General features: G+C 61.6%; 14 protein-coding genes and 1 pseudogene. 11 read left to right on the forward strand and 4 right to left on the reverse strand.

Annotated features, from left to right (window positions below; all coding sequences use genetic code 11):
* Window positions 1-162 precede the first annotated feature (162 nt).
* Window positions 163-1,098: a hypothetical protein gene (locus HMPREF9710_RS10245; RefSeq protein WP_005666121.1), complete on the reverse strand. Its 936-nt coding sequence runs from the start codon at window positions 1,096-1,098 to the stop codon at window positions 163-165.
* 341 nt (window positions 1,099-1,439) lie between these two features.
* Here HMPREF9710_RS10245 and HMPREF9710_RS10255 point away from each other — a divergent pair, with 341 nt between their 5' ends.
* From HMPREF9710_RS10255 to glf, 6 genes are all read left to right on the forward strand, one after another.
* Complete coding sequence (locus HMPREF9710_RS10255) at window positions 1,440-1,766, forward strand: KGG domain-containing protein (RefSeq protein ID WP_005666123.1); 327 nt, start codon at window positions 1,440-1,442, stop codon at window positions 1,764-1,766.
* Between the two features lie 149 nt (window positions 1,767-1,915).
* Window positions 1,916-2,320, forward strand: a complete 405-nt coding sequence (locus HMPREF9710_RS10260; protein WP_005666125.1) for a hypothetical protein — start codon at window positions 1,916-1,918, stop codon at window positions 2,318-2,320.
* Between the two features lie 139 nt (window positions 2,321-2,459).
* Complete coding sequence (locus HMPREF9710_RS10265) at window positions 2,460-3,581, forward strand: M14 family metallopeptidase (protein ID WP_005666127.1); 1,122 nt, start codon at window positions 2,460-2,462, stop codon at window positions 3,579-3,581.
* Between the two features lie 4 nt (window positions 3,582-3,585).
* Window positions 3,586-4,062 carry a CYTH domain-containing protein gene (locus HMPREF9710_RS10270; RefSeq protein WP_005666129.1) on the forward strand — a complete coding sequence of 159 codons (477 nt, stop codon included), beginning with the start codon at window positions 3,586-3,588 and terminating at the stop codon, window positions 4,060-4,062.
* The gene (locus HMPREF9710_RS10275) at window positions 4,062-5,231 is read left to right on the forward strand and encodes a serine hydrolase domain-containing protein (RefSeq protein WP_005666132.1); all 1,170 of its coding nucleotides are present in this window, start codon (window positions 4,062-4,064) and stop codon (window positions 5,229-5,231) included. Before HMPREF9710_RS10270 ends, HMPREF9710_RS10275 begins: the two co-directional genes overlap by 1 nt.
* Window positions 5,232-5,436: 205 nt before the next feature.
* Window positions 5,437-6,591, forward strand: coding sequence for a UDP-galactopyranose mutase (gene glf / locus HMPREF9710_RS10280; protein ID WP_005666133.1), 1,155 nt, complete (start codon window positions 5,437-5,439; stop codon window positions 6,589-6,591).
* Between the two features lie 12 nt (window positions 6,592-6,603).
* Here the strand turns inward: glf and HMPREF9710_RS10285 are convergent, their stop codons facing one another.
* Complete coding sequence (locus HMPREF9710_RS10285) at window positions 6,604-7,347, reverse strand: SDR family oxidoreductase (protein ID WP_005666135.1); 744 nt, start codon at window positions 7,345-7,347, stop codon at window positions 6,604-6,606.
* Between the two features lie 134 nt (window positions 7,348-7,481).
* Between HMPREF9710_RS10285 and HMPREF9710_RS10290 the strand changes: the two genes are divergently transcribed.
* Entirely contained in the window at window positions 7,482-8,456 is a 975-nt protein-coding gene (locus HMPREF9710_RS10290; protein ID WP_005666136.1) for a LysR family transcriptional regulator, read from the forward strand.
* 6 nt (window positions 8,457-8,462) lie between these two features.
* On the opposite strand, the gene HMPREF9710_RS10295 is transcribed toward HMPREF9710_RS10290, so the two are convergent.
* Window positions 8,463-9,716, reverse strand: a complete 1,254-nt coding sequence (locus tag HMPREF9710_RS10295) for a DUF2863 family protein (protein WP_005666138.1) — start codon at window positions 9,714-9,716, stop codon at window positions 8,463-8,465.
* Between the two features lie 397 nt (window positions 9,717-10,113).
* Here HMPREF9710_RS10295 and HMPREF9710_RS10300 point away from each other — a divergent pair, with 397 nt between their 5' ends.
* The 4 genes from HMPREF9710_RS10300 (at window position 10,114) to HMPREF9710_RS27080 (ending at window position 15,114) form a co-directional block, all read left to right on the forward strand.
* Window positions 10,114-10,797: a Fe2+-dependent dioxygenase gene (locus HMPREF9710_RS10300; protein WP_040776078.1), complete on the forward strand. Its 684-nt coding sequence runs from the start codon at window positions 10,114-10,116 to the stop codon at window positions 10,795-10,797.
* 158 nt (window positions 10,798-10,955) lie between these two features.
* Window positions 10,956-13,613 carry a type VI secretion system Vgr family protein gene (locus HMPREF9710_RS10305; RefSeq protein ID WP_005666141.1) on the forward strand — a complete coding sequence of 886 codons (2,658 nt, stop codon included), beginning with the start codon at window positions 10,956-10,958 and terminating at the stop codon, window positions 13,611-13,613.
* On the forward strand, window positions 13,610-14,437 hold the full coding sequence (locus tag HMPREF9710_RS10310) for a DUF4123 domain-containing protein (RefSeq protein WP_005666143.1): 828 nt from the start codon (window positions 13,610-13,612) through the stop codon (window positions 14,435-14,437). The genes HMPREF9710_RS10305 and HMPREF9710_RS10310 overlap by 4 nt, the downstream gene beginning before the upstream one ends.
* 56 nt (window positions 14,438-14,493) lie before the next feature.
* Window positions 14,494-15,114 carry a DUF3304 domain-containing protein gene (locus HMPREF9710_RS27080; RefSeq protein WP_169331321.1) on the forward strand — a complete coding sequence of 207 codons (621 nt, stop codon included), beginning with the start codon at window positions 14,494-14,496 and terminating at the stop codon, window positions 15,112-15,114.
* Window positions 15,115-15,355: 241 nt separating this feature from the next.
* Here the strand turns inward: HMPREF9710_RS27080 and HMPREF9710_RS10315 are convergent.
* Window positions 15,356-15,917 (reverse strand): annotated as a pseudogene (locus HMPREF9710_RS10315) (integrase core domain-containing protein); the annotation flags it as partial.

The following is a 15,917-nucleotide window of genomic DNA, read 5'->3' on the forward strand; positions in this document are numbered from 1 at the left end:
GCTGGTCTCGCGCCACGGCGCGAGCGTGGCGATGTCGAGCGGTTCGATTGCCTTGCGTACGACGCGGTTCCTGCGCTCCGGTACGGCTTGGAGATGGATCAAGGAAGGGGCGGTATCGTAGGGTCGGCGGGCGACCCGCCAACCCTACGGTAGATCGGCCGCTCAGCCGCGCGAGAACCCGGTGTCGTCGTCCATCTTGCGGTCGCCCGCCAGCTTGTTGGCGCCGCCCGGGCTGCGCGGGTAGCCGCCGGCGGCGTCGTTCGACTGGTGCACCGGATTCGGATCGGCATGCATGCTGCCGCCCACCTGGTAGCCTTCGCCCTCGGTGCGCGGGCCCGAGTTGCCCGGGCTGCGCGGCAGGCCGCCGGACACATTGTTCGACTGGTGCACGTTCTCGCTGCCCGTATCGCGCGCGCCGGCGCCGGTCTGCGAACCCTGGCGGTCGGTGCTTTGCTGGACTGCGCTGGCGCTGGCGTCCTGGGTGTCGGCGCGGTTGTCGTCGGCGCCCTGGCGGTTGCCGTAGATGTCGCCGTGCTGCACGCCCGGCACGCCGGCCTCGGTGCCGAGCGGGTCCGGCGCCACGGTGCCCGGCACGCGGCCGTCGCGGCCCGGCTCGTTGCCGTGCAGTTCCGGCTGCGCCGGGTCTTGCGGATTCAGGGTGTCGGTGGTCCGGGTCGCGCCCTGGCGGTTGGCGACGTCTTCGTTGAGCGAGACGCCGGTGTCGCGCTGGCGGTTGCCCACCGGCTGCTCCAGCTTGCCCCAGGCATCCGAGTGCATTTCCATCTGGCGCTGGTGGCTGTCGGTGATGCCTTGTTGCGGTCCCGAGCCGCCGGTCTGCTGGGTCTGCATCGAGCCGCCCGGCAGGTCGCCCTGGCGCGATTGGCCGCTGCCGTCCGGGCTGCCGCCCAGTCCGGCCTGGTCGTGGCCGCCGGCATGCGCCATGCCGGTGCCCGACTGGCCACCCTGTTCGCTGGCGCCGCGCGGGTAGGTATGGTCCATCGGGCCGCTCTGGGTATTTCCTTTGGAACCTGGCGTCCATTTTTCATTGGCGCCATTATTGGTCTGGTTATTGGTTTCGCTACGTTGATTCGCGTCCATGTTGGTCTCCTGTGCTTGGTGAGCGGGCAGGTCGAAGTCCTGCCGGATAACACCATGATGCGCGCCGACAGCCTGGCACAGAATAGGAAGAGGTAGGGGAGGTATGTAGGACTGGTCCTGACGAGTTTGTTGACTACTGGCAGTTATTTTTCGAAGTGCATTATTTGTCGCTCAAAGTCCTACAAAGTCATCTGAAATGCTCCTATAGCCGCATCGGAGATGGCTGCCTAAGATGGGCTTCGACTCATCGTTCGCCGGCGAATGGCCGGCGGCGATCGGGTCTCAAGCCTGCCGCAGGACGCGGCGGTTTCCACAAGTGCTGTATAAGGGAGAACGTCATCATGGCCTCAAGCAATCAAGGTAACAAGCAATCGGGCAACCAAGGCAACAGCCAGAGCAGCGGCACCCGCAATCGCGGCTTCGCCTCGATGGATCCGGCGCGCCAGCGCGAAATCGCCAGCCAGGGCGGCAAGGCCGCCCATGCCAAGGGCACCGCCCACGAATTCACGTCGGAAGAAGCACGCCGCGCCGGTAGCTTGAGCCACGGTAATCGTCAGTCGGCCAACGCCAGCGCCGGCGGCGCGTCGCGCAGCTCGAGCTCCTCGAGCAAGAGCGGCAACCGCCAGAGCGCCCAGGGCGGCAACCGCAGCGGCGGCTCGAAAGAGTAAGCATGCGGCCGGCTGAGCCGGCGACAGCCAAGAAACGGGGAGCCATGGGCTCCCCGTTTTGCTTTGGTTTTGCCTCTAATACACACAAAACGGGAAGGGGATAGGTTAGAATCGCAGCGCCTTTTTCAACCTTCCCCAAGGATCAAGTCGTGAAACCAGCGGTCATCCGTCAAGTCAAGAGCCTGTCCATGTCCTGCGACCGGGTCGGCAACCTGTTGCTCACCAAGTTCTCCAGCCAGGGCGCGAGCGACCTGTGCATCCACATCCCGGCCTCGATCGTGTTCTGGCTGCTCAAGCACCTGCCGGTCAACCGCGATCCGCAACTGAAGGCGCCGCCCGCTGGTCCCGGCATCACCCAGGCCGATTGGGACAGCCCCTACGTGCCGCGCGCGCAATACGTGAACTGCAAGGAACTGCCGGGCGCGATCCGCATGACCTTCGTGCTCGACCGCAAGCCCGAGCTGACCGTCGTCCTCGACCGCGGCAACGTCGAACTGATGCGCCAGATCATGGCCATGTACACCAAGGACCTGATCGACCTCGACGCGCAGTAAACACGCGCTCCCACCCGGCCCGGGATCGGCGGTCGGCGTGGCCGATCCGGTATCATGGCCGGGCCAACGTCGGGCTGGCGCCCGACGCTTCCGATATTTGCACACCGTCCACCGCGACGGGCCATGAAAGGATCCCACGATGCCCATCAAGATCAGCACGATGTTCGACTCCGGCTCGATCGACGTCGTCCGCGCCGACAATCCCAAACAGATCGACCTGAACCTGCGCAAGGATTCGCACGCCGACATCCACCAGTGGTTCCACTTCCGCCTGCAGGGCGCGCGCGGCCAGGCTGTCACGATGCGCTTCCTGAACGCCGGCCAGGCCACCTATCCGAAGGGCTTCGAGGGCTACCAGGCTGTCGCGAGCTACGATACCGAGAACTGGTTCCGCGTTCCCACCAGCTTCGACGGCCAGGTGATGACGGTCGAGCACACCCCGGAACTGGACAGCGTCTACTACGCCTATTTCGAGCCCTACACCTGGGAACGCCACCTGCGCCTGCTGGGCGAAGTGGCCGAGAACCCGATCGCGCGCGTGCACGACATCGGCAGCACGGTCGACGGCCGCGACATGAACCTGGTCGTGATCGGCAATCCGCAGGCAGAGAAAAAGATCTGGGTCATCGCCCGCCAGCACCCGGGCGAATCGATGGCCGAGTGGTTCGTCGAAGGCATGATGGATGCGCTGCTCGACAACGCCAATCCGGTGGCGCGCAAGCTGCTGCAGCGCGCGGTGTTCTACATCGTGCCGAACATGAATCCGGACGGCTCGGTGCGCGGCAACCTGCGCACCAATGCCGCCGGCGCCAACCTGAACCGCGAGTGGATGAACCCATCGCTCGAACGCAGCCCGGAAGTGTACTGCGTCAAGAAGAAGATCGAGGAAGTCGGCATCGACATGTTCTTCGACATCCATGGCGACGAGGCGCTGCCCTACAACTTCGTGGCCGGCTGCGAGATGCTCGAAGACTTCACCGCCGAGCGCGCGCTGGAGCAGAGCACCTTCATCGATCGCTATATCTCGTGCAGCCCGGACTTCCAGAAGGAATACGGTTACGCCGCCAGCAAGTACAACGACGAGCTGCTGACGCTGGCCTCGAAGTACGTCGGCCACCACTACAAATGCCTGTCGCTGACGCTCGAGATGCCGTTCAAGGACAACGCCAACCTGCCCGACCCGCACGTCGGCTGGAACGGCGCGCGCAGCGCCGGCCTGGGCGCGGCGATGCTGCAGCCGATCCTGCAGGCGCTGGGCTGATTCCATGGGCGTCGAAATCGAACGCAAGTTCCTGCTCGCGAGCGAGGCCTGGCGCCAGCTGGGCACGCCCGTCCTGCTGCGCCAGGGCTACCTGACTGCCGACCCGATGCGCACGGTGCGCGTGCGCATCGAGGGTGAGCAGGGCGTCCTGACCATCAAGAGCAAGAGCGAAGGGGCGTCGCGCGGGGAATGGGAGTATCCGATCCCGCTCGAAGACGCCACCGAGCTGCTCGACCGCCTGTGCGAGCGGCCGCTGGTCGAAAAATACCGGCGCCGCATCGAGCATGCCGGCTTCATTTGGGAAGTCGACGAGTTCCTGGGCGAGAACGCGGGCCTGGTGGTGGCCGAGATCGAGCTGCCGGCCGAAGACGCCGTCTTCGACAAGCCGGACTGGATCGGCCAGGAAGTCACCAGCGACAAGCGCTATTACAACTCCAACCTGATCCGTTCTCCGTATTCCACCTGGACCGATACCGAATAATGACGACCGCTTCGCCCACCATGCTACGCCGCAGCCTGCTCGCACTCTCCCTCACCACCGCACTGGGCCTGGCGCTGCCGGCCGCCGGCGCGTTTGCCGCCGACAATGCTTACTTTCCACCGGCCGGCGAATGGGCCCGCAAGGACCCGGCCCAGCTGGGCATGGACCCGGCGGCCCTGGCCGCGGCCGTCCAGTTCGCGCAATCGCGCGAGACCGAGCGTCCGCTCGACCTGTCCGACCAGGAAGCCATCTTCGGTACCCGCCTGGGCTCGATGCCCACCAGGCGCGCCCATACCAACGGCGTCGTGATCTACAAGGGCCATGTGGTGGCCGAGTTCGGCGACACGCGCTTCGTCGACCCCACCTATTCGGTGGCCAAGAGCATGCTGGCCACCGTCGCCGGCGTGGCGGTGCGCGACGGCCGCATCGGGGTCGGCGACCCGGTCGCGAAGACGGTCGATGACGGCGGTTATGCCACGCCGCACAATGCGCAAGTGACCTGGAAGCAGCACCTGCAGCAGGAATCCGAGTGGGAAGGCGAGTTGTGGGGCAAGCATTCCAATTTCATCGGCAAGCAAGCTTTCGGCAAGGGCGAGAAGAAGCCGCGCGCGATCAAGGCGCCGGGCAGCTTTTACGAGTACAACGACACCCGCGTGAACCGCTTCGCCCTGTCGCTGCTGCGCGTGTTCGGCCAGTCGGTGCCGGACGTGTTCCAGCAGCAGGTCATGGATCCGATCGGCGCCTCGTCGACCTGGAAGTGGGTTCCTTACCATAACAGCTACGTGGAAGTGAACGGCAAGCAGGTGCCATCGGTCAGCGGCGGCACGCGCTGGGGCGGCGGCATGTGGATCGACAGCTGGGACATGGCGCGCTTCGGCTACCTGTGGCTGCATCAGGGTAACTGGGCCGGCAAGCAGATCCTGCCCGCTTCTTACGTGAAGGAAGCGCTCGCCCCGAGCGCCCACGGCCCGGATTATGGCTATCTATGGTGGCTCAATACCAAGGGCAAGAACCTGCCGGGCATGCCGGCCACCGCCTTCGCGGCGCTGGGCGCGGGCAGCAACGACATCGTCGTGTCGCCCGAGCATGACCTGGTGATCGTATGGCGCTGGCATGCCGGTAACGCGGCCGAGTTCGCCACGCGCGTGATCGCCGCGATCCGTAAGTAAAGACGTTCTATATCCGCAACGTGGGCCGCTCCAATTGTGCGGGGCAAAACGGGACTTGAATGATATATTTTTATCATTAATCCCACCCGCGATGCGGTGTTGTGTGTCCTCTGGTTAGACCCGACAATTTGTTCTTGCAGTCGGCCGGTCGGGTCGAGGTCAGGCATACGCTCCGGCATTGCCAACACCACCAGGACACACAAGAATGAGCAAGAATATCGCCATCGTTGGCGCTGGATTCTCCGGGGCCGTGATCGCAAACCAGCTGGCGCAGGCCGGCTATACCGTCGACGTGTTCGAATCGCGTCCCCATATCGCCGGCAACTGCTATTCGGAACGCGATGCCGAGACCGGCGTCATGGTCCACGTCTACGGCCCCCACATCTTCCACACCGATAACGAGCGCGCCTGGGAGTTCGTCAACCGCTACGCCGAGTTCAAGCCCTACGTCAACCGCGTCAAGGCCATCACCGGTGGCAAGGTATTCACCCTGCCGATCAACCTGTTGACCATCAACCAGTTCTTCAACAAGACCATGGGCCCGGCCGAGGCGCAGGAATTCCTGCAGAACCTGGGCGACAAGTCGATCGAGAACCCGACCACCTTCGAAGAGCAGGCGCTGCGCTTCGTCGGTCGCGAGCTGTACGAAGCCTTCTTCAAGACCTATACGATCAAGCAGTGGGGCCTGCACCCGAGCGAGCTGCCGGCCAGCATCCTCAAGCGCCTGCCGGTGCGTTTCAATTACGACGACAATTACTTCAACCACAAATACCAGGGCATGCCGGCCGACGGCTACACGGCGCTGGTCCAGAACATCCTCGACGTGCCGGGCGTGACCGTGCATTTGAGCACGGCCTTCGACCCGCTTGAGAAGGGCAACTACGCCCACGTGTTCTATAGCGGCCCGATCGACGCCTGGTTCAAGCACGAAGAGGGCCGCCTACCTTACCGCACGCTGGACTTCGAAACCTTCCGCGCCGATGGTGACTACCAGGGCAATGCCGTTATCAATTACTGCGACGACGAAAAGAAATACACCCGCATTACCGAGCACAAGCACTTCTCGCCGTGGGAAAAGCACGAGAAAACCATCTGCTACGCCGAGTACAGCCGCCAGTGCGAAGAGAAGGACGTCCCGTACTACCCGATCCGCCAGACGCGCGAGAAGGCGCAGCTGGAGCTGTACGTGAACAAGGCGAAGAACGAAGACAACGTCACCTTCGTCGGCCGCCTGGGCACCTACCGCTACCTGGACATGGACGTCACCATCCACGAAGCGCTGCTCACTTCCGACAAATTCCTGGAGACCGCGAAGAACGGCGAGCGCATGCCGGCCTTCACCATCGATCCGATGGCGTAAAGGCCGTCAAGCTCACGCAGCGAAACCGCCGTCGATCAGCAGGTCGGCGCCGGTGACGTAGGCCGCTTCCGGTCCGGCCAGGTAAGCGACCATGGCCGCGATCTCTTCGGGGCGGCCGTGGCGCTTGATCGCCATATAGGCGTGCAGGCCGGCGCCGAACTCGGTCTTTTCCGGGTTCATGTCGGTGTCGACCGGGCCGGGCAGCACATTATTGATCGTGATGCCGCGCGGCCCCAGCTCGCGCGCCAGTCCCTGGGTCAGGCCGCTCAGCGCCGACTTGCTCATCGCATACACCGACCCGCCCACCATCGGCATGCGCAGCGCATTGGTGCTGCTGATGTTGACGATGCGTCCGCCTTCCTTCATGTGCGGCAGCGCCGCCTTCACGCCGGCGAACACGGCGCGCACGTTGACGCCCACCGTCTTGTCGAAATCTTCCAGCGTGAAATCGTCGATCGGCCCGAACACGGCGACGCCGGCATTGTTGACCAGGATGTCGATGCGGCCACGTTCTTGCGCGACATGGGCGATCGCGGCGTCGATCGCGGCCGGATCGGCGGCATCGCTGCGGATCGCCTCGGCGCTGCCTCCCTGGGCCTGGATGTCCGCCACCAGCGTCTCGGCGGCGCCGGCCGATTGCTGGTAGGTCAGCGCCACGTGCGCGCCCTGGCTGGCAAGCCGGCGCGCAATCGCCGCGCCAATGCCGCGCGAACCGCCGGTGACCACGGCAACCTTGCCTTCGAATGCTTTGTTCATGATGGACTCCCTGAGAATGATTGGACGAGTCGGCAGTATGCTGCCGACCAGGAGTTGAAACTAGCCGGTCCAAAGTCGTATGACTTTCAACCAGAGGTATAAAATCTCCGGATCGTCACCATCCAGACACCGCCATGCCGGAATCGATCAGTCACCTCGTCTCGTTCATCTACAGCGCCGAGGAGCGCGGCTTTTCGCCCGCCGCGCGCCGCCTCGGCCTGAGTCCGGCCGCGGTCAGCAAGAACGTCGCCCGCCTCGAGCAGCACCTGGGCGTGCGCCTGTTCCAGCGCACCACGCGCCAGCTGCGGCTCACGGCCGAGGGCGAACGCTATCTGCACGAAGTGGCCGAGCCCTGGCGCCGGATCGAGGAGGCGACCCAGGCCACGCGCCAGGGCGCCGGCCAGCCCGGCGGCACCCTGAAAATCGGCATGGCGCCGCTGGTCGGGCGGACCTATTTCGTGCCGATGCTGGAAGATTTTCTCGCACGCTATCCGGCCATCGTTCCCGACCTGCATTTCGATAACCGCCAGGTCGACCTGGTCAAGGAGGGCTTCGACGTGGCGATCGGCGGCGGCGTCGACCTGAACGAGGGCATGGTGGCGCGCGAACTGACCAGGGTGCGCAGCGTCGTCGTGGCCAGTCCGGCCTACCTTGAGCGGCGCGGCTGGCCGCACGATCCGGACGGCCTGGCAAGACACGACGGCATCGCCCGCCGCGCCGTGGGCAGCGGCCGGCTGCTGTCCTGGACCTTGCGCCATGGCGACGGCCGGCAGGCACCGGTCGACCTGCGCACGGCGCTGGTGTGCGACGATCCCGAGGCGATGGCGCAGACGGCGCTGGCTGGCATCGGGATCGCGGTATTGCCGTTGCCGCACGCGCAAGCATTCCTGCGCAGTAGAGCGCTGGTCGACGTCTTGCCGGGCTGGTTCGTGGAGGGGCGGGCGCTATGCCTGTATTACGCGAGCCGCAGGCTGTTGCCGGCCAAGACGCGCGTCTTCATCGACTTCGTCGTGGCACGTTTCGAGGAGCAGGGGCTGGCGCGGCAGTTCATGACGCCGGAGCGTGCGGCAGGGGAGGGAGGAGAGGCTCCCGCCGCGGCGGGAGCCTGAACGACATCAGTGGAAGTGCTCGGTGCCGGCCGGCGCGTCTTCCGGCATTTCGGCATGCACCAGCTCGCCGGTCGGGTCGGCGAACAGCGGCGCGCCGCAGTCGTCGCAGTACTCGGCCACGTAGCGCTCGTTAATGCGCTTGATGTGGGCGATGCCGGCGTCGTTGAGGTGGGCCGCGATCTCGTTGATCGGGGACAGCGGCGTGGCGGTGACCGCCAGCGGGCCTTCCATCGGCGTGCCGTTCTCGTCTTCCTGGCCATACAGCGGCCAGACGATGCCATACACCACGTCGGCGCTCTGGCGCATGGTGAACGAGACGCGGTACTCGTCGATCTGGATGTCCGGCGACTCTTCGCCGAAGCCGGCGATCACGGCGCGCAGGTCGGACGCTTCCACGCCCAGCGTATTGGTCAGGTAGTGCACGGCGGCGCGGATCGAGATCGGGCGGATCAGTTTATCGGCTTCGCGGCAGGCCACGTAATAGGCTTCCGGCAGCAGCAGCTCGATGCCGCAGCCCGGCAGCAGGCGCGCGATATTCGCGGTGGCCTGGGCGCGCCACTGCTCGAGGCTGCGATTGCGCTCTTCGGCGAAACGCACGTGGTGCTGCGGCTCTTGCCAGCGGAACAGCGGCTCGCCGGCCGGGGCCACGATCGCGATCAGGAGGTAGCGGGTATCGGCCAGGAAGGGCGCGGTTTCGTCCAGGTGCTGGGCCGGCTTGATGGTGCCGCCCTTGTGGGCGGCGGCGGCCAGCTTCTGCGTCAGCGCCGCGGTTTCGGCGTGGGTGCGCGGCAGCTGGTCGAGCGAATATAAGGTAGGCGCAATTGCCATCTTGGTGCCGTCGGCCAGCAGGTGCGCCGAGAAGTGGGCGCCCAGGGTCGACAGCAGGTCGTTCGGGATGGCGCCGGTGGCGATCGAGAACCGGGTCCAGGCCAGGATCGGCGCCGCGACCAGCAGCGCCTGCCACGTGACGTCGCCGTGCTCGCCTTGTTCGACCATGGTGGCCGATTCGCTAACGGCCTCGACCGTATCCATCAGCACGTCGTAGGAGGCCAGGTCGTCCTTGAACAGGGCGTTCAGGGCGGCATCGATGCTGTCCTGATGATTGGTCTTGAGCAGCTTTTGCAGGCAGGTGTCGAGTTGGCGTTCCCACGCCCGCTCTTCGGCACGGCTGGCGGCTTGCATGAGGGCTTGCGAGAGGCTGACGAGGCGCTGGCTTTCTGCGGAAAGTTTTGGAGTTGAATCTTTGGAAGGACGACGCATGGCGCTGGTGGGTCTCTTGTCAGTGAATGTTTCGAAAGTCCGAGGGGTTGATGATAAACCCATATCCCCGGTATTGTAGTTGATTCGGCCACAGGTCATGAACAATGGCTGTCATGGAGGCAGGACGAAAGCCATATGACGGGCGCGCACGCAAACGCTTGCACAATGCGCGAACAGGGTACATAATGAGAATAATTCTCATTCAAACATGTTTGGGAAGAGCGATTGGAGTGTTCATCAAGTTGTGTTTCCAGCTTGTGTTGCAGTAGCCGCCGGCGACCGGGAAAGCGCTGGCGGATGTTTCTCACGGAGTACCACCCCCGCCGGGCAACCGGATTCTGCCCTCCTGGCTATGTCAGGAGGGATTTTTTTGTTGGTTCGACAAAAGAAGAACGACATGATGCTGCATATTCCCGGCGTGCTGACGCCGGACCAGGTGGCCCATCTCCGCGCGCGCATGGCCGGCGCGCCGGAATGGCTCGATGGCCGCGAGAGCGTCGGCCCGCAAGGGGCGAAGGTCAAGCGCAACCGCCAGCTGGGCGAGGGCACGCCGCTGGCCGTCGAGCTTGGCCAGATCGTGAGCGCGGCCCTGATGGCGAACCCCATGTTCTTTTCCAGCGCGCTGCCGCTGCGGATGCTGACGCCTTACTTCAATGCCTACGGCGGCGGCGAGCACTACGGCTTGCACGTCGATGGCGCCATCCGCGCCCAGCGCGGCGGGGGGGCGCCGGTGCGGGCCGACGTCTCGACCACCGTGTTCCTGAGCGAGCCGGAAGAATACGAGGGCGGCGAGCTCGAAGTGGTCGACCTCTATGGCACCCACGAGGTCAAGCTGGCGGCGGGCGATGCGATCGTGTATTCGTCGGGCAGCGTGCACCAGGTGCGGCCGGTGACAAGTGGCGAACGGGTGGCGTCTTTTCTCTGGACCCAGAGCATGGTGCGCGACGACGGCAAGCGGGCGATGCTGTTCGATCTCGATACCCAGATCCAGAAGCTGCGCGCGCAGCACGGGGAGTCGGAGATTACGGTGGGGCTGACGGCGCATTATCACAATCTGCTGAGGATGTGGGCCGAGGTGTGATGTCTACAAGGCGGACCTTCGCCGCTCGTTTTTGAGACATTGGTAGTTCGTTCTGTAAAGCAGTGTCGAGAAATTTGCCCGTTCTCAAAGATGCTCTCTCAGGAGTTGCCAGAATCTATGCTTGTTCCGGTGGGAAATAACTGGAGGATAGCGTGGGCATGGCTCCTGACCTCAGCAGTCTCCTGCAGTATGAAAGCGGCCTGACTGCCGATAACCGTCCAATCAGGCTGAGGCTATTTGGCCAGGACAAACAGAACAGCAATATCCTGCTCCCTCAATCCATTCATGGTACGGAAACCGTATGCGGTGGGTTCAAATACCAGATCGATTGTGTAGCAAGCTCGTGCCGGCTCCCACTGAAGGAATTTATCGGACTGCCGGCTACCCTCGAATTCGTCACTGACCGGGGACGGCTGAGACAAGTTAGTGGGGTCATCGCGCAAGCCAGTTCAGGTGAATCCGACGGGGCGATCTCCAGCTATCGCGTCATCCTTTGCGATGTGATGACGATCATGGACCAGCGCGTCAATACGCGCGTCTTCCGGCGCTTGAGTTGGCCTCAAATCGTAGTGGTCGTGCTGAAAGAATGGCTTCAGATATATAGTGCGCAGGCTGGGGCCTTCGACTACGAGTTCGCAGACGGTTTTCGTCTTGAAAACTATCCCGAGCGTGAGCAGACAATACAGTTCAACGAATCCGATGCGGCATTCGTGCGGCGGCTTCTCGGCCGTTCCGGCATTGCCTGGTTCTTCCGACCCGGCAGTAGCCGCGTCTTGCAACAGAACGGTCAGGCGAGCGAATCCACGCCAGCCCACACGCTGGTGCTGTTCGACGCCCATAGCACGCTTGCCCGGAACGATGCGGGCGTAGTCCGTTATCACCGCGATGATGCCACCGAAGAGCGCGATTCCGTCACGCGTTGGGGAGCAGTGCGCAAGTTCCAGGCGGGCAATGCGAGTGTATTCAGCTGGGACTACAAACAACCGGGCAATGTTCCGGTCATGGTTACCGAGGTGCCGGGAAAGATCGATCAAGGGCGATCAGGCAACCCGCTGGCCTGCGCGGTGCAGGAATACATTGTCGAATCTCCGCATGTCGCAACGGACAGCGACCAACTGTACCGCCACGGATTATTGCGCATGCAGCGCAAAGAACTTGATTCGAAATGCTTTATCGGTGAGGGAACCGTGCGCGATTTTCGCGTAGGGGAATACTTCACGATCATGAATCATCCCGAGATTGACAGCCATCCCGTGGGAGAGCGCGATTTCGTCATCACCGCGCTCGACGTCAGGGCGCGAAACAACTTGCCGAGAAGCCTTGAAGAACGGGTGCAGCGTCTGTTCGCGTGCAATGGCTGGGAGGTCAAGCAAGGCGAGCCTGCCGAAGGCTGGAGCACGAATCCATTCCAGATGCGATTCGAAGCCGTACGACGAGCCATTCCGATTGTCCCGGCATTCGACCCATGGAATGATCTGCGCGACCCTGGTCTTCAGGTCGCACTCGTGGTCGGAGGACAGAACGAGGTCGTTCACTGCGACGAATATGGCCGCGTCAAGATCCGGTTTCCAGCAACACGTCCGGTTGATCATCAGCACGCTGGCGGCGCCGGCGCGTCGGACACGGACACGGATTCAGCCTGGGTCAGGGTGGCAAGCCAATGGGCTGGGACGGGAGATTCACATTGCGGCAATCTGACTCTGCCGAGAGTCGGGACCGAGGTGCTGGTCGCGTTCATCGGCGGCGACCCGGACAAACCGATCATCATCTCTCAGCTTTACAACGCGCGTGCCTTGCCGCCACCTTTGAGCAAGAACGCGAACCTGCCGACGACGCGGTTTTTGTCCGGCATACGAAGCCAGGAGATTCAGGGATGGCGCGCCAATCAACTTCGGTTCGACGACACGCCTCGTGAAATCAGCGCGCAACTGGCGAGCGACGACGGCACGTCGCAACTGAATCTGGGGTGGCTGACGCATCCGAGGGGTGAGCGCCGCCAGCCCCGTGGCGAAGGCGCGGAGCTGCGCAGCGACCATGCCGTGGCGATTCGCGGCGGTAAAGGTGTGCTGATCAGTGCCAATGGCAGTGCCAAGGCTGAAGGCAATCAACTGGATCGGGCCGAGCTGATTGGGCTTGCCGACGGATTGCGCGATATCGCGGACCAGCTGGCAAAACTCGCCGAAACCCATGCCAAGGATCCTGGCAATGGACCTCTGCTGAATCAGCTTGTGGACAAACTCAGGCATCTGGATCACGGAACCAATGTGACCGAGGGCAGTGCGGGCGGCGCACCCATCGTCGCCGTCACCGGACCAGCGGGAATTGTCATGGCGAGTTCGGAAAGCATGGCGCTGGGGGCCGAAAAGAATATCGACCTGATTACGGCTGCGGACACGCATCTGACTGCCGGCGGCAGGACCTTGATGCGTGCGGCCATGGGGCTCAGCGCTTTTACGAATGACGGTGGCATCAAGCAGGTTGCGGCGCGAGGCGATGTCCAAACCGAGGCGCAGGATGGCGCCCTCAATCTGATTGCAAAGAAGGTGATGGAGCTGATCAGCAATACCGACTGGATCAACATCAAGGCCAGAAAGGGTGTTCGGATTTACGGCGGTGGCAGTGAATTGAAGATCAGCGCTGAAGGCATTGTCGGCAATACGACCGGCAACAACCATATGTACGCAGCCGATCATCAGACCTTTGGGAAGAAGGCTTCCGAGGTGCAGTTCCCTGACGAGTTGCCGCACCACGATATCTGCATTCCCTGCATGCTCGCGGCGGCGCGTGCGCATAGTCCACTGGTGGAGGCGGAATGAGTGCCAGCAACGGAGAACTGTTCGTATATCTTCTGATCGATAACGGCCTGTTGCAGGACGTGTCGGCTGGTTATGCAGAGGCCGATGCAAAGAGCCGCCCGGTCTGGCTGGAACCAGTTTATGCGGAACGGGCATTGGAGGTTAGTCCGCTCCTGATCGATGTCGAGGCGGCTTATGAAGCCGGAGACATCGAGAAAGTCATGGGTTATGTGAGTGCGGGTAGGCCGGCATTGCACGCGTCGATCATCGAGTGCAACTTGAAACTTGGTGAGCTCGCCCATCATCTGCGCCGCTTTATTTTCATTGTCGACCCCAACGGCAAGCAGTTCACGCTCAGGTATGCCGATTGTGCGGTGCTCGCGCCGCTCGCATCTCTATTGACGTCGGCACAATGGGCGGAAATGAGAGGGCCGATTGCGCGCTGGACAATACACGATAGATCAGGAGCGATGATTCAGTTACCCCCGATCGAATCGGATGCTCCTGCACCGACGCCCTTTATTCTGGATTGGGAACAGTTGGCGGCGCTTGACGAGGCCAGTGAACCTGACCACCTTATCGCGAAAGCGAAATTGAAGCGCCACGGCGGCGATTTTCCTGGCAATGCCGTGGAGCAGCATGCATGGGCACGAGGCGCTCTTGAGGTATGGCGCGCAGTAGGCAACTCGAATCCTCTGTTCCTGACACTTTTGACCGAGGCGGCGTTAATAACGCGAGGAACCATTCTAAATAAGGAGGAGGCTCGAGACTGTCTTGCACTAATCGATGTTGATACATTCGCTGCTCGATTGAAAGAACTTGTCGCGCGAATAGCGCGTCGTTGAGCTAGCCTGCTGATTGCGGCAAGTAATTTTACTTCGGTGTCATAATGGGGCAGCTGATGAAATTATTCATTCCGAGTTTCGTTTGGTGGCGAATTGTTGTGCTACTAATATTTATCGGGGCAATGTTGGGGATTGGCGTGCTGATTTATAAAACCTTCTCGGTGGATAAAAATTTTTCCACTACTCTGACTGGTGTTCATCATCTTGGGTCAGACTACTATATCAAGAGATTCTACATTAATAAAGGTATTAACGACAGCGTAGGTGAAGGCGGCGGTGGGGGCAGTAACGTTTGTTGTTTGAGCCTGCCAAAAAAGTGGAGTCCTGAATTGACGGCGGATGTTCGCTGGGAGGTTATCCACATTTTGAGAGCTCCTGATGCCACTACGCACGATACCGGAGAGGTCGAAGGGATATATCGGGCGCAGGTGCCAATTGAGCCTTATGCGGAATCAGGTAGCTTTTATGTGCATTTCTTTCCAGAAAAACGCGTACGCATTGTTGTTAGTGAGATACCATCAAATGGCGAAGGACATCCAGCTAAAACGGAGGGTACCCATGCTGGCGAGAATGCGACTATGGGTTATCGTATCGAAACAATGTTCACAGACGAGGAAATCGCTGAGGCCCGGCGTGAAATCGATCGTGATAGGAAGAAATACGGAGATTGGCGATGATGCGTAGCGACGTTCTTGTATCTCCTTCTAAAATTTCTCCAGCATCAAAAATAAAGCTGGTCAGGCCACGGTTTGATCCAGATTTTAAGAAATGTGAGGTTCAGATAAACATAGGGATATTTTTCGACGGAACCAATAACAATATGGAGCGTGATGCAAAAATTCGGTCGGATACTAATATTGTAAGATTGTATGATACATATAAAGACAGTACCGACACAGGATATAGTCGACTGTATGTGTCAAGTCCCGCCTGTTCATAAACCCGTTTGACAAATAATTCGGGGCGCTTTTTCTGCCATTCTTTGAGCGCCAGAATTGGTGTTTTGCTGTCGATGGCGCGTTGCGGAATATGATGGTTGTAGAGCTTCAAGTAGTTCATCAAGGTCGCCTCCAGATCAGCCCTGCTGTCGAAACGGGTTTGCTGTAGCAGTTCGTTGATTCGTCCGTTGAAGCGCTCTACCATGCCATTCGTTTGCGGGTGCCGTGGCGGTGCCAGGCGATGCTCTGCCGGCAGTGCGGTACAAGCCACATCGAAGGCATGGTTGCCGCTCGGCTTCTTGTCCTTGGTAGCGAAGCGGTCAGTGAACTGAGAGCCGTTATCTGTCAGTATCTTGCTGATCTTGATCGGTGAAGCAAGCTTGAGCCGACGCAGGAAATCGACGCTGCTCTTGTCCGTCATGTCGCCATAGATGTGCATGAAAACCCATCGCGTGGCCCGGTCGATCGCGACGAACAGATAGCGACGCGAGGTTTCGTCAGGCATCTGGGGCAAGTATTTGATATCGATGTGAACGAAGCCT

This window comes from Massilia timonae CCUG 45783 (assembly GCF_000315425.1).
GTDB classification, from domain to species: Bacteria; Pseudomonadota; Gammaproteobacteria; order Burkholderiales; family Burkholderiaceae_D; genus Telluria; species Telluria timonae.

Excerpts from the sequence above, each read along its gene's own strand:
- HMPREF9710_RS10310 (WP_005666143.1), top strand. The coding sequence starts at position 13,610 with ATGAGTGCCAGCAACGGAGAACTGTTCGTATATCTTCTGATCGATAAC.
- HMPREF9710_RS10305 (WP_005666141.1), top strand. The coding sequence starts at position 10,956 with ATGGCTCCTGACCTCAGCAGTCTCCTGCAGTATGAAAGCGGCCTGACT.
- HMPREF9710_RS10275 (WP_005666132.1), top strand. The coding sequence starts at position 4,062 with ATGACGACCGCTTCGCCCACCATGCTACGCCGCAGCCTGCTCGCACTC.
- HMPREF9710_RS10300 (WP_040776078.1), top strand. The coding sequence starts at position 10,114 with ATGATGCTGCATATTCCCGGCGTGCTGACGCCGGACCAGGTGGCCCAT.
- HMPREF9710_RS10290 (WP_005666136.1), top strand. The coding sequence starts at position 7,482 with ATGCCGGAATCGATCAGTCACCTCGTCTCGTTCATCTACAGCGCCGAG.
- HMPREF9710_RS10255 (WP_005666123.1), top strand. The coding sequence starts at position 1,440 with ATGGCCTCAAGCAATCAAGGTAACAAGCAATCGGGCAACCAAGGCAAC.
- HMPREF9710_RS10295 (WP_005666138.1), bottom strand. The coding sequence starts at position 9,716 with ATGCGTCGTCCTTCCAAAGATTCAACTCCAAAACTTTCCGCAGAAAGC.
- HMPREF9710_RS10265 (WP_005666127.1), top strand. The coding sequence starts at position 2,460 with ATGCCCATCAAGATCAGCACGATGTTCGACTCCGGCTCGATCGACGTC.
- glf (WP_005666133.1), top strand. The coding sequence starts at position 5,437 with ATGAGCAAGAATATCGCCATCGTTGGCGCTGGATTCTCCGGGGCCGTG.
- HMPREF9710_RS10270 (WP_005666129.1), top strand. The coding sequence starts at position 3,586 with ATGGGCGTCGAAATCGAACGCAAGTTCCTGCTCGCGAGCGAGGCCTGG.
- HMPREF9710_RS10285 (WP_005666135.1), bottom strand. The coding sequence starts at position 7,347 with ATGAACAAAGCATTCGAAGGCAAGGTTGCCGTGGTCACCGGCGGTTCG.
- HMPREF9710_RS10245 (WP_005666121.1), bottom strand. The coding sequence starts at position 1,098 with ATGGACGCGAATCAACGTAGCGAAACCAATAACCAGACCAATAATGGC.
- HMPREF9710_RS27080 (WP_169331321.1), top strand. The coding sequence starts at position 14,494 with ATGAAATTATTCATTCCGAGTTTCGTTTGGTGGCGAATTGTTGTGCTA.